A 26,494-nucleotide genomic window follows, 5' to 3' on the forward strand; every position below is an offset into this window, starting at 1 on the left:
GGGATAACGGACTCCCGACCTGACCACACCGAGCTAGACCTTTTCCACTAGCAGAGTGAAGCTGGTATCAGGCCCCAACCAGAGCTAAGAGTGATAGGCGCACTGGGGGCAATGGGGAGACGGCATGGGTACATTACGGAATGTCCTGAAAAAGCGTCTTATTCCACGGCAAGGAGGCACTCCGAACTCTCCTGACCGCACACGAGTATTCCCGCGTCGAATTTGTATATCAGACGCATCCCTGGGGATCGTGTAGGCGAATTGGACAGCCCTAAAACCGTCAAAACAATCTGCAACTCGGAACGAGGAAAAACGTTGAGAGAGTCTCTAGAAAGGTCGAAAACTAGAGTAGGTGGGAAAGCACGGAAATCTCTCCAACGGGTAGGATGCAAGCGCAAATTGCTTGCAGGGTAATCAGCGTAGTGAAATTTAGTAAGAGAGTACGCTTAGACACATGAGTAATCATAGTGAAGTCTGGAGTAGCCAAGACTGGAAGAAATTCCAGAAAAATCTGTTCCGCCTCCAAAAACGAATCTACAAAGCCATGCAGAATGGAGACACTCGTAAAGTGCTGAGTCTTCAACGTTTGGTGCTGAAATCCCATGCTGCAAGGATGCTGGCTGTAAGACAAGTCTCTCAGCTTAACTCTGGGAAGAAAACTTGTGGGGTCGATGGACAAAAATCCTTAAACTTCAACCAAAGGCTTAACCTAGCCCAAAAGCTAAAAGAAGCAAACCACTGGGAACATGAGGAATTAAGGGAAGTTAAAATCCCTAAGAAAAATGGGAAAATCCGAACATTGAAAATCCCAACCATCGCAGATAGGGCATGGCAATGTCTTATCAAATATGCCTTAGAACCCGCCCACGAGGTAACATTCCACGCCCGAAGTTACGGCTTTAGGCCAGGCAGAGGTACACATGACGCACAAAAATACGTCTTTGATAACCTAAAAAGTCGGGTCAAAGGTCACGAGAAGAGGGTAATCGAACTAGACATTGAAAAATGTTTCGACAGAATTAACCACAAGGCGATTATGACTAAGGTCACCGCCCCCCAACAAATAAAAACGGGGTTGTGGAGATGCTTAAAAGCAGGGGTATCACCTGAGTTTCCAGAACAAGGTACACCCCAGGGTGGTGTAGTTTCACCACTATTAGCCAATATAGCATTAAACGGTATAGAGGAGATCCACCCATCCGTAAGATATGCGGATGATATGGTATTTTTCTTAAAGCCAAAAGACAACGCTGAGAAGATTTTAGAAAAAGTACAGCAATTCCTAGCGAAACGTGGGATGAATATATCAACAGAGAAGACAAAGATAACGCGGGCAACGGCAGGCTTTGATTTCTTGGGATGGCACTTCAAAGTGCAAGAAAACGGGAAATTTCGATGCACCCCCTCAGAGGAAAACTACGAAAAATTCCGGAAGAAAGTCAAAGCCATAGTCAACAACTCTGCATTAGCCACCACCGCTAAAGCGAAAAAGCTAAGTCCCATTATCAGGGGTTGGAGAAATTACCACCGTTATTGCAAGATGGACGGGTCAAGGTTTAGACTATGGCACTTAAGCCATGCAACCTTCAAAAAGTTCCTCAAGGACAAAAACAAAGGTAAAAACGAAGCCACAAAACTCACAAATCAAGCATTTCCGGCGGTTCCGTACTCCGAAAATAAGTTCGTCATGGTTAAAGGAGAAAAATCTCCCTATGACGGTGACTTACTCTACTGGAGTAAAAGAAATTCCAACCTATACGATGGTCATACAGCAAAAGCGCTAAAACGGCAAGGCTATAAATGTGGGCACTGCGGATACTACCTAGACAACAACGAAAAGGTACATCTGCATCACGTCAATGGCAACCACGATAATTGGAACCCTAAGAATCTCTTAGCGGTACATGAGTCATGCCACGATTATATCCACATGGGCAAAAGGCCAAAAGCCTAAGATTATCTAGGAGCCGTGATGCGATGAAAGTCGCACGTCCGGTTCTGAAGGAGAGGTGCGGAGGGTAATACCTCCCATCGACTCTAACAAAAGAAACAGAAGAAACAGAAGAAACCCAAGAAGAAAAAGAAGAAGAGAAATTAGAAATCAACTCGGAAATGAAAGCAATAGAAATAGTCCACGGATACTCAAGAGATAAAAGACCAGACCTGAAACAATTTATCATAGATATGATAGTAACAGGAGATGGAGACATACCATTATATTTAAAAATAGACTCAGGAAATGTAGGTGATAAAAGTGTATTTGTAGAAAGATTAAAAGAATTTAAAAAACAATGGATATTTGAGGGAATATGTGTAGCAGATAGAGCCCTATATACAGCAGATAATTTAGCAGCAATGAAAGAATTACAATGGATAACAAGAGTACCACTCAGTATTAAAGAAGCACAAAATAAAATCTTAGATGTCAAAGAGAAAGAATGGCAGGATAGTCAAATATCAGGTTACAAAATAGCAGTGAAAGAATCAGGATATGGAGGGGCTTTGTTGCATGAAAGTGGCGATCGCGACGATTCCCCTGATGGGAGTTAACTAGATTGCTACTTTGTAGCTTTTGGGTTTACCTGTTTGAATCATACGGTTCAGCATGGCACATTGTATAAATAACTCTACTGCGTATAAATAACTCTACTGCTTGATTGTCGAATTTTCGTCGTCGCAACTTTCCTCCAAATATCACTTTGAGCCTAAACATAGTGGTTTCAGATAAGGAGCGTCGATGGTAGCCACTTTCACGCTTCCATTTTTTTCGTCCCACTTGCCTAATGCACCTCAAATTTTCATCTCTAGGGTGAGGAATTCCTCTACAGTTGCCATGTTGCCAAATCACTGCATTTTTTCGCGGTGGGATTGTCGTTTTTGCCCCTAACTGACTGGCTTTTTCATAGCACTTGTGCTTATCATAAGCTCCATCACCTGACACTTGTGTTATTTCACCTTCTACCCCATCTAATAGATCGCCAAATACTTGGTCGTCACTTACATCATTAGTTGTGGCAACTGCTGTAACAATTTCTCCCGTGACCTCATTCACACCTAAATGTAATTTATGCCATGTCCTGCGTTTACGTGACAACCATGAATCCAGGTTTTCCATTCCCCCTCACCGTAGACTTTGACTCCCGTAGAATCTACTTGCAGCAATTTAACAGAGGAACGTCAAAAGATAGTCAAGTATTTAGGAAAGAGTTGTAGTCAATATTATCTAATAATTTGATTTGGTTAATTTGAAATAAAAAAAAGTCAAAAGTAATACAGAAAAGTTTTAAATAGAAATTTAAGGGTCGATGAAAATATTTGTCGCCCTCTCTTGTCATGTTTATTTTAACTGAAATAACTCCCTTTATTGCCCAAGAACATCCCGAGGTGAAAACTCATTCAATTAAATTACTAAATCCCTCCTATTTTTTGACATAAACAGTTAACATCATCCAAGAAAATTAGGTGAATAAAATTTTTCTAGCTGGAATTTTTAAAAAATATCTATAATCTGAGTCACATCTGCGGAATGTGGGATAAAACTGGTGGTTACAATCTAGAATCAGCGAAGGCCAATGAAACGAGATTGAATAATTTAATTTTATTAATAGCTATTTCATACACAATTAGTTCTTTTAAAGGGCAAAAAATTAAAAATAAAGGCATTCAAGAATATATATCAAGAACTAATGAAAGAGGTAGAAAAGAAAGAAGAAACAGTAGTTATTGGTTGGGATTATCTTGTATTTATTGGGCAGTAAATGATAATTTTACGTGGGAATTAGTAGAAATTTTAATGAGGCTCAATCCTCATAAATCTCTATATTATCGAAGAGGAATTAAAACGATCAATAAACGGCTTAATTAGACTGTAATTTCTACTTAATGATCGATATAATCGATTAATAAAAGTGAGTTTTTTCATAATATTATTACCCAGTATGACTTGAATAATAATTCAATTAAGATGGGTGGTGTAGGCGTTCGCGGAGCGAACGCATTACACCCCTTCATTTTCAATAAGCGTTGTCTTTTAGTTGAATTATTATTCAGCCCATGAACGCAAATACCTCTCTATATATAGCTTTCAGCTAGCTTGTCACCCCGTGAGCGACAAGGGTTACAGGTTATTGAGGATTGCCTACTTGCGACAATAATGCTATACTATATCCTCTTGCTTAGTCAATTAAAGAGTTGCCCGCTTATGGGCGAGGCTTTAGACCCAATTTTTCGGTAGATGTTAACTGGATTTAGGAAAAATAAAGATTAAAAATAAGGTCAAAACCTTATACTGTAATACTTTAACCTTAAATTAACTGTTTTCTTGATATATCTAGGTTTTCCTGCGGAATGCTACGCAAACAGCTATTTTAAGCCAAGTCAGGTATTTTCCCTGGTACTACTGGGTTTGATGCCATTTTTGGCATCAAAAATCTCAAAGTCTAGTTAATATCCTCTGGTAGCCTAAAGCTTAGGAGTTCCTTATATATACAGTTGTAATTCCCATTTCTCCTGACTCCTACCCTCACTCATAAGATTTTTCAGCAGACCCCAATTAAACTTACAAAGTGCTAGACTTCTCTAATTCCCAAACTCCTTACGCTCCAGAATATTTACACAAGCTAATAAAACCCTGAAAGTTAATCCCCCACCAATGAATATCCCTACCCACTCTAAATATGGTATGTATGGCAACTGTCTCACAATTTCATCAACAACTTCAACATTAATAGGTTGAATAATCTCAAAATATTGCTGATAAAGGAAGACATACAATGTACCAAACCCACCTATCAGCAATATAGATGACAAACTACGCAAAATTGTTGCCAATGTTAGAGCAGATCTGTTAACCGTTAACTCAAAAGGTACAGTTCGCTGTCGGAGTTGAGGCAAAATCAGATCGTTATACTGACTGACAATATCCAATAATTTCTGAAGCGATGCCCTAATATTATCAGGACGCAAACTATTAACCAAAGCACGGCGATCGGCTTCCTTATTGTACTTTTTGATAATCTTGAACGTATTTAGTTCTGGCACGAGATATTGGAGTGAGCCATCTAATGCTAAGAAAGACCTACTAACTTTCAGAAATGCCCAGTTAGTTGGTATTTTGTACTCAAAGGCTACATTAGTCACTTCTTGACTAGCCCCACCCAAGGACTTTTCCCGATATGATAATCCCTTGAGTGCAGATTTAGCTGACCAAGCATCAAATCCACGAGCGATCTTCACCCTTGCTCTAGAAACGTTTATTTTTGGAACATCTGTACCAAACCGCATATAATAATCAGAAGCACTAGTAAAATCTGCTTCTGACAAAGCATTTATATAATTCAAGTAAATGGTTCTCAATTCTTTCTCCAGAGTTCCCGTACTTCCCAAATCAATTAATACAAACTTACTTTTGCGTAACAAAATTATATTACCTGGGTGTAAGTCTCCATGATAAAGATTATCTTCAAAGATTTGTCGGAATAAGGATATGTAGAGCTTTTCCCCAATTTCTTTGGGGTCTACATCGTTTTCATCATCCCACTGCTTCACTCTGGTGCGATCACTCAGTAATGCCTTAATGTAGTCGGACATCAAAACACCGTCTATAAATTCCATGACTAAAACTCTACGTTTACAATATTTCTGATATACTGTTGGGACATATATTTTATGGAATTTGAGGTTATTTTTCATCCGACGACCGTTAGCAGCTTCATAGCGGAAATCCAATTCTTCCTTGAAAGTATTGTCCAGTTCTACTAGAAACTCATCCCAACGGAAATAAGTAGCAAAATTTATAGATACCAAAAAGTTAACAAAAATCTTGATTATATCCAAATCTCGCTTGAAAGTATCTGCTAAACCAGGACGCTGAACTTTAACAACTACAGAAATTTTCTTTTTCTTTTTGTTTTTATTTTTCAATAAAACTGCCCTATGAATTTGAGCAATAGATGCAGCTGCTAGAGGTTGCTCATCAAAACTCTCAAAGATTTTATCTATAGGGGCACCTAATTCTGATTCAATAGTTGAACGTGCTAGATCAAAAGGAAACCCAACAGCTTCATATTGCAGGCTTCGTAATTCATCACATACTTCATCTGGAAAAAGGTCTGTTCTTAGTGCTAGTATCTGACCTACTTTTACCCAAAAGCCACCAAATTCTTCAAAGATTTCTCGTAATTGGGTAGCTGTTTTTTGCACATCTGACTTACCAGTAAACTTGCGATATTGTATTCTTGCAAAATAAACTATGAATCGCCAAATAACATAGGGGGTTGATAAACGACGGCTATCCAGATTCTCTACTACCTTGACTTTTTTTCGGTTTTTTTTCTCGATTATAGGTGTAGGGATATACTTCTTATTGATCATCTTTTGAACTATACTGATAAACTGTTGATTAATGGTTTCAAGAATTAAGAATTTAGAATTTAGAATTACCTCTCCTTGAAAAGAAGAGGATTGACGAACAGGAAAATTTTTATTTATTATCCCTTTAAAAGGGGAGACTTTAAACCACAATATTTCGGTAATTTATATTTTATTTCACCAAGAAAATTATTATGTTTACTGATGATTAAAATATCAAAAATCCGATCCAATTTTACATCAAGAAAACCCAGGATTTAAGACAGTTAAAAATCTATTCACAACAGAATTGGTGAGTCTTAAATCATAGACAAATTACACCTAAGTAAGAAACTGCAAAACAAACTTTTCTGATTGTGCCTTGTCATCAGGTAAGCATTCAGCAGTCAGCAGTCAGCAATCAGCTTTGGAATTAAAAGTATGAGCAAAAGAAAAGACCATTACTTAACCTTAGCAGTAAGCGCGAGCCACATCTACATTTCTTTCAATATAGTTGAAAATGTAGTAGAAGTTAAACGAGTACTTGTTTCATTCATTTTTATTGCTGAGAGTTGATAGCTAATAGCTGAATGCTTACGTCATCAGGATAATTTTTAATGCCTACCTATTTAATCCTAAGACATAATTTTTTGTCAAAAATATAAGAATTAATTAGACGAGATTGAGCGAATCAAATATTTTTTTTGATCGCTATAATTAGGATGATATATAAACTAAATTTATCTACACATATAAATAGTAAAAGCCACTCTTTTAAATAGTAAAAGCCACTCTTTCAATCAAAATTGTTTTCAGTTTATATTCTGACATTATAATAGTAATTACTCACTATACTTTACATTTTCTTTATAAAAAATTAGATAGATTGAGACTATTTTTCAAATATAAAAGTATAGAAGGTAAAATTTAACCTAAGAATAATTGAAGGGTTTGATTTTTCTTAGGAATGAAAGTTTAGTATGTCTTAATAATTGTAAGCATTTCCTAGGGAATGCTGCGCAAACAGCCGTCAGCTATCAGCTATTTCTTTTAGTAGGTGATAAAAGTTTTATTAATTGAGCTAGAAAAATCTGACAACAAAAGTTAGCTCCAAAATCTATATTCATTTAAACTCTGTCCTTAAGAACAGGTTATTGTTGCTGATAGCTAACAGCTAATAGTTGAATGCTTACTAATAATTTAGAAAATATCTTGTATTGAAGATCGCTTCAGTGAATCATAGCATTATCACCTAATTTCCTATCAATAAACCCCAAACTATAATCTCTTCAATGTATTATCAAATACTAATTAACTTTACCTAGACAATAACCTTTTATCCCCTGAGAAGTAAACCAATTAATTGTTATTTCTGCCTGAGATTGTGGCACCAAAACCACAAAACCAATCCCCATATTAAAAGTATTAAACATCGCCTCCCGATCCACATTACCAACTTCGGATATCCATCTAAAAATAGAAGGAACTTCCCAACTATTTTGATCGACATCAATAGACATTCCTTCTGGCAAACAACGAGGTAAATTTTCTGGCAAACCACCCCCAGTAATATGAGCCATACCATGAATATCTAAACCCGCTTTTTGCGCTGCTAAAATTGGTTTAACATAAATTTTTGTTGGAGTTAATAACGCTTCTCCTAAACTTTTTTGCTCCAAAAAATCTGGGCTATCTTTTAGAGAAATATTGCATTCATCAATAATCTTTCTAACCAAACTAAAACCATTACTATGAATTCCACTACTTTCTAATCCAATTGCCACATCACCTACTTTTACCTGAGACCCATCCAAAATCAAACTTTTTTCCACAATTCCCACAGAAAAACCTGCCAGATCGTACTCACCAGGGGGATAAAAACCAGGCATTTCTGCGGTTTCTCCCCCAATTAAAGCACACCCGGCTAAACGACATCCTTCTGCTATACCAGAAACCACCTCAGTTAACTGTTGTTGATTTAATTTTCCTGTTGCCAAATAATCCAAAAAAAATAGAGGTTCCGCCCCCGATGTCAACACATCATTAACACACATAGCAACTAAATCAATACCAACAGTATGATGACAATTCAGAGTATTTGCTAGTTTTAATTTTGTACCCACACCATCAGTACCAGAAACCAGAACAGGTTCTTTGTAACCACTTGGTAAAGCAAATAAACCACTGAACCCACCTAACCCTCCTAAAACTTCTGGTCGGTGGGTACTAATAACCATATTGCGAATATTATTAACAAATTCACGACCAGCTTCAACATCAACACCAGCTTGTTTATAATCCATCATGTCTTAGGCCAAAACTTTGATTGTGTTCTAGACAACAAAATACAGCAGTCACCAGGGTGGTTAGAAAATTCTCAAACCCTCAATTTTAGTCACAGCAAGAATTTAACTTCTAACTTCGTGTAGGGGTGATTCGCGAATCACACCTACGACTTCTGACTTCTGCTATACAAGGGACTGTTTTCTGAAGATTATTTTCTTGCAAAAGCAATTTGTAGACCCCCTCTTTTTTTAACAATGTCTAGTTTCTATAAGTTTACCATCAGCCTTGTTTGTAGAAAATCAACCAAAATATTTTTAAGATTTGTTTCCCAAATTTAAAAGTTTGTGATAACCTATTTCAGTTCCTTAATAATACTTAAACATCGAAGAGTCTGAGTTATCCTGAATAGTCATTTCTGGACTATACCAAGGTAAATCCAACTCAACGAGTGCTACTAAAAAAATAAGTTTATGAAGCACAAAATTTGGACTGGTCTTACTACTTTCCTTATATTTTCTAGTTTAGGTGCAGTTTACTGTTATGCCGATACTTTAGAGGAAGGAAAAATTTATCAACAAAACGAACCAATAGATAGAAGTTCAGACACAAACGATAATTCAAAGAAAGCCATTGCCAATAGGCAGGCAGATGTTCTAAAAGTTGGAGAGTACCAGTTAAACACACAAGAAGGGCAAAATACTATTACTAAAATTCTCGCCCATGAACTCGTTGGTCGCCAAGCTGCAACTCTCTATGTTCGTAATATTCCAGTTCTTACTTTTCTTGACTCTGAGGAAACTAACAAGAAGGCCGATAATAAAAGTTCAGACTCTTCGGTGAAAGTAGCTACTATTCAATCTTTCAACTCAGACCAACAAAAAGATTCTGTCTGGCGAGCATCACTAGTTGCCTCCCGACTAAATCAGCTGATTCAGGAAAGTCCTAATCTAGAGATTACAGCAAAGTGGGATGTAGACAGGGAAGGTTACATGATTCTGGCCAATGAGCAAAAATTAGTAGAAATAAATGAGCAAACTATTCTGCCAGATACTACCAACGACTTAGCAACAGATACTTTACAAGCAACTAACCGCTTACGGCGACAAGTTAATAATGCTCCTCCTTTAAAAGAAATAGCAGGTAAACCAAAACCTAAACCACAACCGGAACCACAAAAAGTTGCTGTTGGACCAATTACTTTCCAATTTCAAGGTTGGGCATCTTGGTATGGTCCTGGGTTTCATGGTCGCTTAAGTGCTAGTGGTGAGCGTTTTGATCAATATGCAATGACTGCTGCTCATAAAACTCTACCTTTTGGGACAAAAGTACGAGTGACTAATTTAGATAATGGTACTTCAGTAATTGTAAGGATTAATGACCGTGGTCCATTTACTCCAGGTAGAGTTATTGATGTATCATCTGCTGCGGCTGGTATTTTAGGTATGATTCAAAGTGGAGTTGCTCCTGTCAAAGTAGAGGTTATCGAATCTCGTGGATCTTAACGAAGTCAGAAGTCAGAAGTTGTTTTTGTTGCGAAGATTAGAGCAACTTTCTAAACACATTTCACCTTAAAAGGGATGTTTGCGTGACCCAATTATTTTGATAAATAAGCTTTGATGTGGTAGCGGTTAGTTTTACGTTCAATTTATCAGAAGGTGGTAATGAGCAAAAATTGGCAGGGGAAAAGCCTATCTTTTCCTCTATTTTTTAGATGTTATGTTAGTTTTATCAATGTTTCCTACAAATAAATTTTAGGTATTAGGTAATTCAGTGAATCTTCATTTTACTAGAATCAGAAATTAAGTTTTTCACCATCCTATATCGTTATTTGTCACATTTTTCTTTCAAATCAAAGTATGATAGTAAATTCAAAAAAAGATATTACATTCAAATCATCTGTAAAACTATTAAAATATTTGTCTTTCTCTTATCATCTAATATTTAGCACCTACTAACAAACTCAGATTCTGGAACATTTTATGAAATTGGTTATTAATTAAAATTATTGCAGTCAGAAGGGAAAAAACTAAGTATCTAACTAAAACTAAAGTCAAATCAATTCTAAATTAAAAATTATTAATTCACTCATTATAACCTTTGCCTAAAGTCAAAGCCTCGAAATCAGGAAAATATTTTTGATTTTTTAGCTCTGTAGAAGAACGAGTCTTGAATCCTTAATTAAACAATTGTTGCAATTAAGGAACGAAGCAAAATTTTTGAACTTTGAATTGAGCAGTTTTGAATTCCAAAAATGGTTATTTAAAGACCTATCATAAAGTTTTGCAATATCACTCTATCTCTGCACAAAAGTTTGATTTGACGATTGGCATTTCAATCCCTTTTTCCTTGTAAATTACAATAATTTTTAACATTGACCTAGTTATAAGTAAATACGGTTTAGATAAGACAAAAATGCATCTACACAAAAACCTAAAGATTAAGCTATTAAACATCACAGATTTGCAAAAAAAAATCCTTAACTGAATGGTATTAATTTATAGGTGGGCTCAATAATTTTTCATTTCAAAAAAATAAACAAAATATGTTAAGCTAGTATATCTTGATTTTGGGAATAAAATAGATAATGTAGAAAGGAGATAGGGAACAGAAAAATGTTTTTAACCTATCATCTAATTCCTAAGTGCTAATCACAGTTGAAATATTCAACATCTTATATGTTCAAATTTGCCCCAGAGCTAATAACTTATTATCTCGTGTCCGGATAATTAGTGATAAAAAAATTCTATTCCCTACTCTCCTTTTCTTGACTTTCTCGCGACTGCTAATGTTTTTATGTTCTCTATCACAATTTATTTATAACTATTCAACTGAATATTATACTAAATACGATATTTCAATAAAAAAAAACATACATACATCTGTCTTATCCCTGCTGTAGTTTGCGGAACTAAGATACTTCTGATTTCTGACTTATTGAATCTGCTTAATTATTATATTTTCCAAACAAAATGCGTTTATTTACTACTATTGCCGGTTTGCGCTGCTACTTAAATTTACTGCAAAATGAACCACAAAAATCTCCCTATACTATTGGTTTAGTTCCGACAATGGGAGCTTTGCACGAAGGACATTTAAGCTTAATTAAACGTGCAAGAGAAGAGAATAAAATTACGGTTGTCAGTATTTTTGTTAATCCTTTACAGTTTGCTCCCAGCGAAGATTTTCAACAATACCCTCGACAGTTAGAAGCAGATAAAAAATTTTGTGAAAAAGAGGGAGTAGATGTGATTTTTGCTCCTACTCCTGAAACAATGGGTATGGAAAATGAACTATCAACTAATGCTCAAAACTCTACAACTACAATTGTTCCTCCCTCTATAATGACATCAATTATGTGTGGAGTTTCTCGACCTAATTTTTTTCAGGGAGTAGCAACAATTGTAACTAAATTATTGAATTTAGTTCAGCCAAATAATGCTTATTTTGGTCAAAAAGATGCTCAACAGTTAGCAATTATTAAGCAATTAGTTAAAGACCTAAGTTTGCCAGTGAATATTGTTTGTTGCCCAATAATTCGCGAAGCTTCAGGATTAGCTATTAGTTCTCGCAATCAATATTTAACTCATGAACAAAAACACCAAGCTTCCATACTTTATACTTCTCTTTCTCATGGTAGACAAATATTTTTAAAGAATCGAAATACACTAAATATTCTCAAAAAAGTTAAAAATGCCGTTAAAGAAAAATTAGCATCTCAACCGACAGTAAAACTAGAGTATTTGGAAATAGTTGACCCTGAAAGTTTACAACCTTTAGAAAATATTCAAGATACAGGCTTATTAGCGATCGCTGCTTATGTTGGACCTTGCCGTTTAATAGATAATATACTCTTGAAAAACCGTCAACCCATAATTGCCATTGATGGCCCTGCTGGTGCTGGTAAATCCACAGTTACTAAATTAGTAGGACAAAATCTAGGACTTTTGTACTTGGACACAGGGGCCATGTATCGCGCCGTAACATGGATGGTACTACAAGCTGGTGTGCCAGTTGAAGACCAGGCCCAAGTAGCAGAATTAGTCAGTCAATGCCAAATTAGCTTTAATCGGCCAGAAAATAACTGCGTCATTATCAATGGCCAGGATGTCACAGTAGAAATTCGGAGTAGGGAAGTTACAAATAATGTTTCAACTATTGCAGCCCAGCCTACTGTCAGGTATTTTATGGTAAAACAACAACAACAATTTGGAACTAAAGGAGGAATAGTAGCAGAAGGACGAGATATTGGCACTCATGTATTTCCAAATGCTGAAATCAAGATTTTTTTAACAGCTTCGGTAACAGAGCGATCGCGACGGCGAGTACTAGAGTTACAGCAGAAAGGTCAAACCAACATCACCTTAGAAGAAGTAGAAAAAGAGATTATTCTTCGTGACCAAAAAGATAGTAACCGGGAAATTTCTCCCTTGCGAAAAGCTTCAGATGCTATAGAAATTAGCACAGATACTTTAAGCATAGCTGAAGTTACTCAAAAAATTGTCGATATTTACAAACAAAATATTTGAATAACTCCAGAAAATACTGACCAAATAAGATTAGTTAAATTTATGTCAGGAGAAAAAAATATGACAAATAAATAAAAATTTTCTATATATTCATAATAATATCAAAGGAGCTATTACTTAATAGTAATAACGAAAGTAAGTAGAAAGTGATAAATTTTGTACACTATGTATCAAATGTAAATTGGCTAGTCAGTTATATCAGTGCTTTAAGTAATTTTATAACTAAATATACAACGTCTTTTTTGAGTTTACTCTACTTATAATCCTCCCCAAAATTAAAAAAATTAACTTTTTAAAATTTATGAATAATTCCCTCAAGTTCAAATATTTGTAGAAAGTAGGAAAAAATGACAAACTTAAATGCATTATCTAGGCAAGGAAAATCTTTAGCAACAATAATTGCAGCTAGTGGCAGTTTTTTAATAGGAATTCTACTCCCCCTAGATATATGGGCAAACCAACAAGCAACCACACAAGCAAGCACGACAGTAACTACAAATACAATTAATCAACCAACAAATAACAAACAAAACCAATTAGAAGTAATTAAAATTAGTCCTGTCCTTGCAAAAAACATCAATACAACTCGACAGAAACTCAGGGAATTAGAATTAAAAACATTTAACTTTAGTGTACCAAAAAGGTTTCAAGGAAAAACTGTTAAAAATGTTAGTCTTAAAAACAAACAAAAAGTTATTGCCTTAACTTTTGATGACGGTCCATGGAACAAAACAACAGAACAAGTATTAGATATTCTGAAAAAACATAACATTAGAGCAACTTTTTTCGTGGTTGGCCAACATTTAAACACACGTCAAGAAATAGGACAAAAAATTGTAGAAGCAGGTCACGTTATTGCTAATCACACATGGAACCATCCTGCTCAAAAGAGTAAAATTAATCCAGACCGCATCAAAAGTGAAATTGGACGTACAGCAGACCTTATATACAAAATCACAGGTAGGACTACTAACCTATTTCGCCCTCCTGGTGGTGTCCTAGAGAATGGTTTAGCTGACTATGCTAAAGAACGGAAACAAACTGTAGTCTTATGGTCTGCTGATTCTGTTGACTGGTACTATAGATCGGCTAAAGAAATTACCAAAAAAGTTTTGAATAGAGCTAGCAACGGTGGAATTGTGTTGCTACATGATGGTGGTGGCCCAAGGGGTCATGTTGTTGAAGCTCTACCCAATATTATTGCTGGTTTGAAAAAGCAAGGTTATGAATTTGTGACAATACCAGAACTTCTAACAATTAAAGATAGAGAACTACATCAGCAAGAGTTAGCAAAACAACAACAACAAAGTAAAAAAGAATAATTAAAAAAGGTTGTAGGTCTTGGGTGTGACAGTATAGCCATTCAACCTCAAGCAATTGTGGAAACAGGTTTCAATTGAGTCAGTGGTTTAACGATTTAGACACTAAACCTCTAACTTGCTACTGACTCTTATAATAATTAAATTATCCGAACTTGATAAATAGGACTTAATCTTCTTGTCTCAAATTGTCAATGAACTAACTGGTGTACCTCGCACCTTACTTTTACCACTCAGGGGACGAGCTGAAGCACAAGCTCATCTCAATCCTCTCTTTCAAGATCCACTAGCTGTTGAGTGGTTAAAACTCGTGGGTTGGGATCGAGAACTAGACGCACTTTATAGTAAAGCTGGTAAAGCTTTTAGTATTTTGACTGCTATCCGAACTTATCACCATGACCAAATAGCATCTTGTCATATTGCTAACTATTCCCATCCTGTTGTTGTAGAATTAGGAGCTGGATTATCTAGTCGTTTTCATCGGATAGGACAAAATGCTTATCGTTGGTTAGAGCTGGATTTGCCTGTAGTAACTAAATTACGTCATCAATTAGATACACAGACACAGCAACACCAATTTATTAGTACATCAGTTATGGATTTTGACTGGATGGATACTTTGCCCAACGTAGCACCAGAAAATATTTTATTTATTGCAGAAGGTTTGCTGATGTACTTGGAGATAAATGAGGTCAAGCAGCTAATATCTGCAATGCGCTCTTCTTTCCCAGGTGCAACTCTAGATGTGGAAGTTGTAGGACGTTCTGCTAAAATATCCAATAAAATATTCACTCAGATTGGAGCACCGCTAAAGTGGTTCGTTAAGAATCAAGAAGACTTAACAGCTATGGGATTACAAGTTGTTAATTCTTGGTCTATGTATCAACTATATCTAGAACGTTGGCCTTGGCCATGGAGATTACTTTTGAGATTTATGACCCAATTTCCCTACTTTCGTAATACTTATATGATTGTAGAAACTAAGCTTTAACTAGGGGTGTCATCAATTTAGAATTTAGAATACGCGAATAACGAGAATGAACTTTCTCAAAATTCCCCAAATCTTTCTGGTAAGTCTCTCCAAAAAATTTCCACTCTATAATGTTTAGAAAACAGCTTCCACATTCTAAATTCAGATAACCATATTTTAATTATAAATTCATAAATTCTAAATTCTAAATTCATAATATGGCTTCTATAGCTCGCAAAAATTTATTAGAAGATATTCCTCGGTTTATAGTAGCCCAAGCTGGGATATTATTTGCAGTTAGCTTAGTAACAATTCAAACAGGCATATTAAATGGGTTTGCTCGTTCCACAACCTTATTAATAGATAAATCCAATGCAGATATTTGGATCGCCTCTGATGAAATGGTCAACTTCGAGCTGACAGATCCCCTACTTTATGGCCAATTGAGCCAGGCCAAAAGTATAGAGGGTGTCCAGCAAGCAGAAGCTTTAATTTTAGGAGGGGTCAGATGGCGACCTCAAAATGGAGAAATGAGTCCATTAATGGTAATTGGATTTAACCCAGATGGACAACTATTCAATCCGGGAAATGTTATTGAGGGTAATGTCAAAGACCTAAAAGAACCTTTTGCAGTAATGGCTGACCAAAGCAGGTTATCCAGTATGCTATCAGAAGGAATAGGAACAACTGCGATCGCCGGTTCCCTACCAGCCAAATTAGTTGCAGTAACCAAAGGTACTCAGTCAATTGTATCAAGTACCTTATTATTTACATCCCTGGAAAATGCCAACACCTACATTAGCGCAGGTATTAACGCTGAAGTGAACTGCAAAGTGGTAGGAGCAGGAAATCTCCAATGTACAAAAGTAGTGGAGAAAAAAGATCCCACTCAAAAGTTAGAGGAAATACCCACACCCAAAAAGTTAGAAATAGCAGATCCGATCGCTTATATATTAGTTAAAGCCAAACCAGGTGCCGATTTACAAGTTTTGAAGCAAAGAATAGAAGCAGAGATGCCAACTACTACTGCTTATACGAAAAAGGAATTATCTGAGAAAACAAGATTTTTTTGGTTAGCAAGAACAAATATTGGTTTAGTTTTAGGAATGGGGGCAGTAGTAGGTGTAATTGTGGGGATAGTTGTGGTAGCTCAGATTTTGTATTCTTCTGTATCTGACCATATTAAAGAGTTTGGCACTCTCAAAGCAATGGGTGCATCGGATAAAGAATTATACGCAGTAATTGTAGAGCAGGCAATCTGGATGGCAGTTTTGGGGTATATTCCTGGGATGTTGGTTTGTTTAGGATTAAGTAGTTGGGTGGCCAGTAAGGGAATTATTATTTTGATTACACCTTGGTCTGCACTAGGGGTATTAGGTGTAACTGTTGTGATGTGTGTGGGTTCAGCTTTCTTTGCAATTCAAAAAGTAACTCGTATCGATCCAGCGATCGTATTTAAAGCTTAAGGGGATTTTGACTTGTCCCAAAATAATATTTATTTAGTCAGTTAAGAATAGATGTCTTAGGGAAGATTTATACCTGTAGCTATTAGGGGTTTGTTCTGCAAATCCCTAAAATTAATCCCCATGAATTAGTCGAGGTAGTAATTATACAACCTATTCGATGTAAATGTTAGAGTGATTCTACTACAAAGCTGTGTCATGTTTAGTTGAAGAGTTATTATTTAATTTTGTCAGCTTTTTGATCTTGATTTAGTCCTGCATCTTGTCCCCACCTTCATACTTTAGTAGCACTTATAACTCTGATATATATGAGTTATATATTTATTTAGAGGCAGTAGTCCTGCTCCCGTAATCTTGATTTAGTCCTGCATCTTGTCCCTCCCCTTCATACTTTAGTAGCACTTATAACTCTGATATATATGAATTATATATTTATTTAGAGGCAGTAGTCCTGCTCCCGTAATGGTGAGAATATACATTTTTTTCCTGCACTCCACACACTCCCTATACCATTACTATGCACCACCATCCAGAGACTACTGGACTGTTTCATCTAAAATAGTGCATTAGCTTTTTTCATAATCACCCCATCCCCCCATCGCCCCATCACCCCATCCCTCCATTTTCTAACGCAACATTTAAGATGAAACAATACACTACTAATGCTTTAGAGATGATATCAATTTAGATAAAATCAATTAAGTAGGGTTTGCTGAATAAATCTCGCTCGCATGGGCAGATAAAGGTTTGAGCATTTTCAAGTCCGGAAAAAGTAGGAGATTGTAAGCTATATCAGCTCAAAAAGTTAGTATTTGGGTAAGAGTTATAGAGGTTGGAGCAAAGGATAATTTTTCTGAGTACTTCCTGTATAACTCCCTGTCTGTGTTGAGTTTTCACTACTCCCTACTCTCTCCCTTCACCATCAGACTTTTGAGCGCAACCCCTAAGTAGTAGGACTTACAAAAAATAGTAGTAGACAATAAGCACAAATATACATAGGTAGAGGTTTTAACAAATTTTAGGACATTGACGTAATTACTTTATCTAGACTGAATTTTCCTAGGTGATGGTGCGCAAACAAGCGGTTTTTATCCCAGAAAATATCTAGGTATCAGTAGTCAGAATAAATATATTTGCTTGGGAAAATATTAAATAATTATTAAATATATGCTATAACTCATACCATGATATTTATCACATAGAATATAAGTATTTTTACAGGTATTGAATGTAAATTTAATTGACAAAATAAGTAAATATAACTAGATAATAGATGTATATGTTACAAAAATAATGAATTTTGGGAATATGAAGGCTAGCAAATATAACGATAATTATAAAAAAAAACCGTGATAACACTTACTTATAAGACCAACTTAAACCCTAAATTTATACTGTATAATTACAGATATATTATGTTTAGATAATAAAATTACTTAGTAGTAAGGGATATTTATTTTGCCAGAAATCAACATTACATTGTTGAAAAAATATACTGAAACTATTCGACTATAAGTTATAAATATTAACTTTTGAACGCTCCCTAATACCTGATAATAAAAATATATAATTAAGAAATACTTTAAGATGAAAAAAAGTCAAATTGGACATAACGAGCGATCGCTACAAGCTTTAGCTAGAGCGATAACTCTATCTGAGGGTGATTTCTCCCTAATTTTAGTCCGTTGTAATTCTTCAGAACTAAGAGAAGAAATTCTCCAAAAATTCAAAGCAGAATACCCTGTGGAATACCAAGAATTAGCATTAGACAGTTTCACAGATACACTTTACTCCAGTATTAATCAAAATTTAGATAATAGTTTCCCAAAAGCTTTGATGGTTAAGAGTTTAGAGTCAGTTAATACTTTAGATAGACTACTAACTACAGCTAACCTAGTCAGAAATAACTTCCGAAATTTTCATTTTCCCTTAGTTTTGTGGGTGACAGATGAAATTCATAAAAAATTAATTCGTTTAGCCCCTGATTTGCAAAGTTGGGCATCGTCAGGAATTAGCTTTGATCCTAAATCTGCTTAAACCAAAAATTAATCACGAAAAAGAAGAGTCTGAAGGCTGGCCGAAAACCTTAGGGTCCAAACATTATGAAAGGGCTAGATTCAGGACAGCTAAATTTGATGCCAAATTATAAAAATACTTAGGATAGATTTTTTATAAAAGTTATCAACTCAAATAATTTTTACAAATTAAACAATAACTTAATTATAAAAAAAATATAAAATTATTGATATTTACTTCTTATCAGTGGTAATCAGATTCCATAAAAATAACGAATAAAATTATTAAACATTTTTGATCTCTAGCTAAAAAGCAAAATTAACCCTTATTCTGTCAATGGAATAGCTAAAAATTGCTAATTATGGTCCAAAAATATAATTCCCTTGAACGAACTCAGAAGTGATAAATCAGAGGTCATTTTTGTAACAGGGATTTAGGGCAACCCTCCAAAAACATTTTGCCTTAAAAGGGAGAATTTTAGACCCAATTATTTTGATAACTCCAGAGACGATAAAAATTCTGGACTTCTAGTCAACCATAACTAGCACTTAAATTTAGCCAATGCCATTAAACTTGACAATATAAGGAATCAAAAATATGGAGTCAGCTATTGAATCAATTCACGCTAGAGAAATTCTTGATTCTCGTGGTCGTCCAACTGTGGAAGCAGAAGTCCACCTAGTCAATGGAATTATGGGATTAGCCCAAGTGCCCAGTGGCGCATCAACAGGCAGCTTTGAAGCTCATGAACTTCGAGATGGAGATAAGGGACGCTACAGTGGCAAAGGGGTACTCACAGCAGTCAAAAACGTAGAAGAACAAATTACCCCCACCCTAGTCAAAATCAATGCTCTCAACCAAACCTTAGTTGACAGCAAAATGATCGAAATAGACGGTTCTCCCAACAAAAGCAACTTAGGAGCAAACGCAATTCTAGCTGTTTCCCTAGCAACAGCAAAAGCAGCAGCTAACTCTGTTGGTATGCCTTTGTATCGCTATTTAGGTGGCCCTCAAGCTAGTCTACTTCCAGTACCCCTAATGAATGTCATTAATGGTGGTGCCCACGCTGCGAATAACGTAGATATTCAAGAATTTATGATTGTACCTGTAGGTGCCGCCTCGTTTAAAGAAGCATTACGTTGGGGTGCAGAAGTATTTGCCACTCTCAGTGGAGTTTTAAAAGATAAAGGTTTATTAGGTGGAGTAGGAGACGAAGGCGGTTACGCTCCCAATTTAGGGTCAAACCAAGAAGCATTAGATATATTAATTGCAGCTATTGAGAAAGCTGGTTACAAACCAGGAGAACAAATTGCCCTAGCGTTAGACGTAGCTGCTAGCGAATTTTATCAAGATGGTAACTACACTTATGACGGAGCAACTCATTCTCCCAGTGAGTTAATTGATTATTTAGCGAGTTTAGTCGATCAATATCCTATTGTGTCCATAGAAGATGGTTTACATGAAGAAGATTGGGAAAGTTGGGTACAGCTAACTCAAAAGTTAGGTAGCAAAATCCAATTAGTAGGAGATGACCTATTTGTGACGAATGCTTCCCGCCTACAAAAAGGCATTGATATGGGTGGCGGTAACTCAATTTTGATTAAACTCAACCAAATAGGTTCCTTGACCGAAACTCTAGAAACCATTGACTTAGCTACTCGTAATGGTTATCGCTCAGTTATTAGTCATCGTTCAGGAGAAACAGAAGACACAACTATTGCAGATTTAGCTGTAGGAACTCGCGCAGGTCAGATTAAAACAGGTTCCCTCTGTCGTAGTGAGCGGGTGGCCAAATATAATCGACTGTTGCGAATTGAAGATGAATTGGGCGATCGCGCCGTCTATGCAGGTGCAATAGGTTTAGGGCCAAAAGGCAGAAGTTAGAGTTAGTGATAGCATAAAACTAGCAAAAACTGACCTATAACACCAAAAATGTTAGGGATAGAAACTCAAGTGGCTTAATCCTAGAGTTTCTTCCCATTTCTCAGGGATTAAGCCAAAAGTTAACTGTTGACTATAATCACTTTCTCAACTAATGTTGAATTTATAGGACTTTTTGTACCTTTAGCAAGAAAGATTTTTGATGACAAATAAAACTAAGGATTTATTCATTGGAACAGAAACAATGAGTCGGCCAATGATATTCAAACTACTTGAGAAAGGCTACACGCTCAAAGTTCAGGATAAGTATAACCATAAAGAAACAGTGGTAGCATCAGGAGCAATACGGGAAGATTACTCAAAACAAGTAACTAGAGACTTTCGGGTGCTAATTGCCAAAAATATATCTGGCAAATTTGGTTCGATTCAAGGAATAAACAAAGGCGCTACAGAGAAATATTATTATAGATGTGATAATATGGTCTTGGATTTTCGATAACAAGTCAGGTTATCAACCAAATATTGCCAGGATAGCCAAAATTCACCAGATGAATTTAGACAAGAATAAAAAAATACCATACATAACAACAAAAATGGTGTCAATTTTAGGAGAAGTTAAGTATTTAGCTTAAGGAAGCTTGAAATTTTTTGAGGGAGAGCAATTTTTATAAGGCTCGAACACTTAATATTACCTCAACGCTTCTAGCAGAATGTTGTTGAAAACAACAGAAGCTAGGAGAAAGTCGTAACAACGAAAAACGAAAAAAAGTAGTTTAGAACAATAAAGATTATGAATCAAGCAGTAACAACTAAAAGCAACGATAGTTTTGATGCCATTAAAGGAGCTCATGTTCTGTCAGGCGATTCTGAAAAGATACAAGAATATTACGATCAATGGGCAACTGCCTATGATAGTGACGTATCCAACGAAGAGTATACAGGTCCTAAATATATTGTCAATTTCTTGACAGAGTCCAATAGCAATAATGGGTTAAAAACTATAGATGCTAGTAATCAAAATATAGAAATCCTAGATGCAGGGTGTGGTACAGGTTTAGTGGGTATAGTCCTCAAGCACAAAGGTTATCAAAATGTAGATGGATGCGATCTGTCCCCAGGAATGGTAGAACAAGCCCGTTCGACAGGTGCTTATAATGTTCTGGAAAGTGGAATTGACCTCACTAAAGTAAATGAAGCTTATGAAGACAATCAGTATGATGCGACAGTTTGCTGTGGGGTATTTACTTTAGGTCATGTTCCTCCAACTGCTTTATTAGAGCTAATTCGGATTACCAAACCAGGTGGCTGGGTAGTAGTAAGCACCCGCAAGAGCTATTACGATAGCACTAATTTCCAAGAAGTTTGCGATCGCTACCAACAAGAAGGTAAAGTCAAATTGATCAACCATGTTAAAGATGGTCCCTATATTGCCGAAGAAGGGGCACATTATTGGGCTTTTGTAGTTTGCTAATTAAAAAAATTTTATGAGCAAAAAGCGAAAGCTAGGCTAGTAAAAGCTAAACATATATGGCTTTTGCGATCGGGTGCAGCTAGTTTTACCTAGGATGTTGATTCTGATAATTTTTCCATCTCGAAAAGTTATGCAGCACTATTCCTGTTTTTCTCTATGAACAGGAGGTTGTTAAAAGTGTCGCTTGGGTACTGTTTTTAATTAGTCTTTAGGATTTTAAAATAGCCCTTGTTATTTCCCGATAGGGTAAAAGAGTCAAACAAAAAACCTGATAGAATCAACTCCCTAGGTTTTACCGGAACTTTAACTATTTTCTACCAATAGAGGAAAGCAAAAATCAGCTAACTCTATAGTTTTTGTTGCGGAAATTTTAGATGGGAAATTAAACTATATTAGGTATTGATGCTATGAGAAGTCTGCCAATTATCTCCTTATCAGAATTAGAAAAAGCTAGCCCTGAAGAAATAAAAAAATTGTACGATGTTTGCTACGAGCATGGTTTTTTCTATCTAAAAGAACATGAAGTTTCTCCAGAAATAATCAATCAAACTATTGAGGTATCCCGGAAATTTTTTGAACTACCTGAAGATGTTAAATTAAACTACCGTCAAGATATCCAAAAAGTTTATCCCAAAACTTGTAGAGGTTACTCTCCTTTGTATGGAGAATTCCTAGATGGAGCACAAGCAGATCCCAAAGAAATTTTCGATTTAGGTATAGAAAGACCCCTATCTGAGAAACCATTTACAGGTCCCAATGTTATACCTGATGATAGTATAGCTCCAGGTTTTGCCAGTTCTCATTATCAGCTACAAAATGAAATTATGACAAAGGTAACTCCTAAATTATTAAAAGGATTAGCCTTAGCTTTAGGATTAGAAGCCAGTTGGTTCGATAGATTTTTTACAGATCCAACATTAATCCAGCGCACAATTTATTATCCGTCAGGGATGGGAAAAGCAGGAAAACATACCGATAATGGTATATTTACAGTTTTAATTCAAGAATATTTTCCTCAGCCTTCCTTGAGAGTTCATACTAAAGAAGAATGGATAGATGCTCCCTGTGTAGAAGATGCGTTTGTGATTAATTTAGGAGATATGTTACAAACATGGACAAATGGCTTGTTTGTCAGTACGCCCCATGAAGTAATTCATCGTAATTCTGAGGCAACTAGAATATCAATTCCCTTCTTTGTTTATCCGAATATTGATGCAATAATTGAACCATTAGGTACGAGCGAAAAAATTATTTTAAAAGAAGTAATGTTGAAGAACTTTGTGTCAATTTGGGAAACCCGTGAAGGAGCAGGTAGGGCTAAAGAATTAGTCTAATTTAGAGATAGTTCATTAATTGATAATTGATAATTGATAATGGATAATTACCTCTGGTTAAAACCGTTCGGGAATTGAATATCAGGAAATATCATTTCTTCTGTTGGTCAATTGGATATGGCGTTTTGCTGGCGCAAACGCTTTTCATATCGTGTTTACGTTAGCATTCCGTAGGAACGCGAAACGGATGTCGCCGACATGAAAAGCGTACTCTTCGGGAGACCTCGCTATCCCTTGACCGCTTTTTTCCCCTATCCAAGGGGAGGCTTTAAACCAGAATTAATTAATAATTAATTGGGTAAAAATTCAAGAGTTTCTACAAATAAAGCTTTAATAAACTACTTAAAACTAATTTATTGAAGCTTTAATAATTATGCCTATCTATAAATTTGCTTAGATTCAACATAATTAATGAGAATAAATGATTAACGAATATGTTGAGATAGCCAATTATTATGACAACTTATTAACAAGTGGATACTTTGACTTTGATTCCCTGAGCAATACCTTGTACAACTTACTTGGTACTAGAAGAAAAGTTTTAGATATTGGTGTAGGAACTGGATTACTTACTGAAAAAATGCTTTCTTTGGCAAACTATCAGATTATTGGTGTTGATTTTTCTCCACGAATGTTAGAAATTGCTAAGAAGAGATTAGTAAATTCAGATGTCAAGTTGATTTGTCAAGATATTACAGAATTTGAAACTGAAGAAAAGTTTGAAGCTATAGTTTCAACTGGAGGTGTTATTTGCGTAGTGGAAGAAGAAGGAGAATATAGAATTTATAGCCACATAACCGATCCACAAAAAAATAAGCAGTTGCTGGCAAAGTTACACAGTCAGTTAGATGACGGTGGATTATTAGTATTAGGAATCCAGGGAACTCATACAAATTATAAAAAAGAAATCAAAGATGGGATTTTTTATGAGCAGAAAATCAAGAAACAGGGAAATTATGTTGATAAGTGGTATGTGTTTTCTGAAGCTAATGGAGAAATTATCAGCGAACAATTTTGCCGCTTTTATGTTTTTGATGGACGACAGACAAATAAAATCCTGACTAATGCTGGATTTAAGCAAGGATATCAGATTATTGATGGCAAGTTTTTAGTTAGCTACAAATAATACGGCAATTATGAAATAATAAATAAATGGTGTTTTTCATCACTGGGTATGGGAGAATAGAAAAATTGGAATATACCCAACGACTAATATAGAATCCGGTTGAAAAGTCGTCATTGCGACGATAGGAAGCAATCTCGCAAACCCATGAAATTGCTTTCTTCCACTCCGTTCCAGTCGCAATGACTTGGCTATAGTAATTATCCGGATTCTATATAAAACCCATTCTTGAGTTGAGTAAAAACTTAATAAACTGGCAAATTTAACTATGAATGACTATCAGATAATTGCACAACAAGCAAAACACCAGCAGGAACTCTCAAAACCAAATCGCTTTGCCAAAATTTCTGAGCGAGAAGACAAATCAGATCTTCCTAATTCAATTTGGCAACCTCTTTTGGCAAATTCCTACTTACAAAGTTGGAATGGAATAGCTCTCAACAAAGGAGTTACTGAAATAGGGATTTATCCCATGCTATTGTGCGAACTTAAACCGAAAACAATTATCGAAATCGGTTCATTCACAGGTGGAAGCGCAATTTGGTTAGCTGATTGTTTGGAAATATTTAAAATTCAAGGAACTGTTTACTCTGTTGATATCGATCTTTCCATGCTGGATGAGAAAGCCAAAAATGATTCACGGATTCATTTTATTCAAGGAGATGGCAACAACCTTGGTACAGTGTTGCCACCAGAAAAGCTTTCTGAGTTGCCACATCCTTGGCTTGTGACCCAAGATACTGCTATGGTAGATGTGACAGGATTACTAGAATATTTCCACAACAATGGATTAAGAAGTGGAGATTACATAATTATTGAAGATACCAACAAATGGGTCTGGGATTCTTGGGGAGGAGGATGGGAAAATCAGCAAGAAATGGAAAACGGCAGGCAGAAAATGCCTAAGTTAAGAGCTTGGTTAACAAACCATGAAGATGAATATTTGGTAGATACATATTATTTAGATATGTATGGTTACAACGGCTCAAAGAATTGGAATTCAGTTTTGAAAAAAAAATAAAATTCAGAAAACATAGATGGCAACTTATACAATATATTGGAATACTTTTACTGTATCGTTTGCTCCACATACAGTTCTTGAAGAAATAGGGATAGATTATGAAGCAAAATGGATAGATTTTGAGGGTAAGGAACAGAAAAGTGAAAGCTTTCTTCAGATTAACCCCAATGGCTTTCTACCAGTATTGTTGTTAGAAGATGGAAGTCCAATGTACGAATCTGGTGGTATGGTTATGTATCTGGCAGATCGCTATCCATCCTCAGGTTTGGCTCCAGCAGTTTCCGATCCAGATCGTTATCTTTATAACCAGTGGCTTTTTTATCTTCCATTTCAAATTTATCAGACTTACACTCGTTGTTATGACAGTGCAAAATTTTCGCCTGACGAGGCTGATGGAGGGAGAATTAGAGATTTGGGGGCGCAAGATTTACAAAAATATTGGAAAATCATTGATGATGCTCTGCAAGATCGAGCTTGGCTAATTGGCGATCGCTTTAGTGCTTGCGATATTTATATGTTTATGATGACACGCTGGCACATCCCTCGCCAATATGAAATCCCCAACTTACCGTCATTATTTTATGATGATTTCTTTGAGCAATTCCCAAACATTACCCGCGTAGCAGCCAAAGTTGCTGAACGTCCAGCAGTACAAAAAGTTATGAAGCTTTACCCAATTGAAGATTTAATTGGATTTTATGAGAGAGTGGCACAGAACTATATTCTATAGTAAATA

The 26,494-nt window shown here is 35.8% G+C and carries 17 protein-coding genes and 2 pseudogenes; 16 read left to right on the top strand and 3 right to left on the bottom strand.

Annotation, left to right across the window (positions count from 1 at the left end; translation table 11 throughout):
* Positions 1-454 precede the first annotated feature (454 nt).
* Both ACP6PL_RS00705 and ACP6PL_RS00710 read left to right on the top strand, forming a co-directional pair.
* Positions 455-1,954, top strand: coding sequence for a group II intron reverse transcriptase/maturase (locus ACP6PL_RS00705; protein WP_426541497.1), 1,500 nt, complete (start codon positions 455-457; stop codon positions 1,952-1,954).
* Between the two features lie 122 nt (positions 1,955-2,076).
* Positions 2,077-2,493: pseudogene (locus ACP6PL_RS00710) on the top strand (IS1634 family transposase); the annotation flags it as partial.
* 57 nt (positions 2,494-2,550) lie between these two features.
* On the opposite strand, the pseudogene ACP6PL_RS00715 reads toward ACP6PL_RS00710, so the two are convergent.
* Positions 2,551-3,153: pseudogene (locus ACP6PL_RS00715) on the bottom strand (IS5 family transposase); the annotation flags it as partial.
* A 373-nt stretch (positions 3,154-3,526) separates the two neighbouring features.
* Here ACP6PL_RS00715 and ACP6PL_RS00720 point away from each other — a divergent pair.
* On the top strand, positions 3,527-3,865 hold the full coding sequence (locus tag ACP6PL_RS00720; protein ID WP_426541499.1) for a hypothetical protein: 339 nt from the start codon (positions 3,527-3,529) through the stop codon (positions 3,863-3,865).
* 713 nt (positions 3,866-4,578) lie between these two features.
* On the opposite strand, the gene ACP6PL_RS00725 is transcribed toward ACP6PL_RS00720, so the two are convergent.
* Both ACP6PL_RS00725 and purM read right to left on the bottom strand, forming a co-directional pair.
* A complete protein-coding gene (locus ACP6PL_RS00725) occupies positions 4,579-6,372 on the bottom strand; it encodes an ABC1 kinase family protein (protein WP_426541501.1) in 1,794 nt (597 codons plus the stop codon).
* Positions 6,373-7,655: 1,283 nt separating this feature from the next.
* Complete coding sequence (gene purM / locus ACP6PL_RS00730) at positions 7,656-8,651, bottom strand: phosphoribosylformylglycinamidine cyclo-ligase (protein ID WP_426541570.1); 996 nt, start codon at positions 8,649-8,651, stop codon at positions 7,656-7,658.
* Between the two features lie 453 nt (positions 8,652-9,104).
* Here purM and ACP6PL_RS00735 point away from each other — a divergent pair, with 453 nt between their 5' ends.
* From ACP6PL_RS00735 to ACP6PL_RS00795, 13 genes are all read left to right on the top strand, one after another.
* Complete coding sequence (locus tag ACP6PL_RS00735) at positions 9,105-10,136, top strand: septal ring lytic transglycosylase RlpA family protein (RefSeq protein WP_426541503.1); 1,032 nt, start codon at positions 9,105-9,107, stop codon at positions 10,134-10,136.
* Positions 10,137-11,603: 1,467 nt separating this feature from the next.
* Positions 11,604-13,160 carry a bifunctional pantoate--beta-alanine ligase/(d)CMP kinase gene (locus ACP6PL_RS00740; RefSeq protein ID WP_426541505.1) on the top strand — a complete coding sequence of 519 codons (1,557 nt, stop codon included), beginning with the start codon at positions 11,604-11,606 and terminating at the stop codon, positions 13,158-13,160.
* A 347-nt stretch (positions 13,161-13,507) separates the two neighbouring features.
* Positions 13,508-14,482, top strand: coding sequence for a polysaccharide deacetylase family protein (locus tag ACP6PL_RS00745; RefSeq protein WP_426541507.1), 975 nt, complete (start codon positions 13,508-13,510; stop codon positions 14,480-14,482).
* A gap of 175 nt (positions 14,483-14,657) precedes the next feature.
* On the top strand, positions 14,658-15,470 hold the full coding sequence (locus ACP6PL_RS00750) for a class I SAM-dependent methyltransferase (protein ID WP_426541509.1): 813 nt from the start codon (positions 14,658-14,660) through the stop codon (positions 15,468-15,470).
* A gap of 197 nt (positions 15,471-15,667) precedes the next feature.
* Positions 15,668-16,915 carry an FtsX-like permease family protein gene (locus tag ACP6PL_RS00755; RefSeq protein WP_426541511.1) on the top strand — a complete coding sequence of 416 codons (1,248 nt, stop codon included), beginning with the start codon at positions 15,668-15,670 and terminating at the stop codon, positions 16,913-16,915.
* A gap of 1,584 nt (positions 16,916-18,499) precedes the next feature.
* The gene (locus ACP6PL_RS00760; protein WP_426541513.1) at positions 18,500-18,949 is read left to right on the top strand and encodes a hypothetical protein; all 450 of its coding nucleotides are present in this window, start codon (positions 18,500-18,502) and stop codon (positions 18,947-18,949) included.
* A gap of 576 nt (positions 18,950-19,525) precedes the next feature.
* Entirely contained in the window at positions 19,526-20,812 is a 1,287-nt protein-coding gene (gene eno, locus ACP6PL_RS00765) for a phosphopyruvate hydratase (protein WP_426541515.1), read from the top strand.
* Positions 20,813-21,011: 199 nt separating this feature from the next.
* Positions 21,012-21,308: an HIBADH family dehydrogenase gene (locus ACP6PL_RS00770; protein WP_426541516.1), complete on the top strand. Its 297-nt coding sequence runs from the start codon at positions 21,012-21,014 to the stop codon at positions 21,306-21,308.
* 291 nt (positions 21,309-21,599) lie between these two features.
* Complete coding sequence (locus ACP6PL_RS00775) at positions 21,600-22,280, top strand: class I SAM-dependent DNA methyltransferase (RefSeq protein WP_426541518.1); 681 nt, start codon at positions 21,600-21,602, stop codon at positions 22,278-22,280.
* 407 nt (positions 22,281-22,687) lie between these two features.
* Complete coding sequence (locus ACP6PL_RS00780) at positions 22,688-23,614, top strand: isopenicillin N synthase family dioxygenase (RefSeq protein ID WP_426541520.1); 927 nt, start codon at positions 22,688-22,690, stop codon at positions 23,612-23,614.
* Between the two features lie 421 nt (positions 23,615-24,035).
* Complete coding sequence (locus ACP6PL_RS00785) at positions 24,036-24,740, top strand: class I SAM-dependent methyltransferase (protein ID WP_426541522.1); 705 nt, start codon at positions 24,036-24,038, stop codon at positions 24,738-24,740.
* Between the two features lie 265 nt (positions 24,741-25,005).
* Positions 25,006-25,758, top strand: coding sequence for an O-methyltransferase (locus tag ACP6PL_RS00790; protein ID WP_426541524.1), 753 nt, complete (start codon positions 25,006-25,008; stop codon positions 25,756-25,758).
* Between the two features lie 16 nt (positions 25,759-25,774).
* Positions 25,775-26,488, top strand: a complete 714-nt coding sequence (locus tag ACP6PL_RS00795; protein ID WP_426541526.1) for a glutathione S-transferase family protein — start codon at positions 25,775-25,777, stop codon at positions 26,486-26,488.
* Positions 26,489-26,494 lie beyond the last annotated feature (6 nt).

The organism is Dapis purpurea BLCC-M126 (assembly GCF_050015975.1).
In the GTDB taxonomy this organism is placed as follows: Bacteria; Cyanobacteriota; Cyanobacteriia; order Cyanobacteriales; family Microcoleaceae; genus Trichodesmium.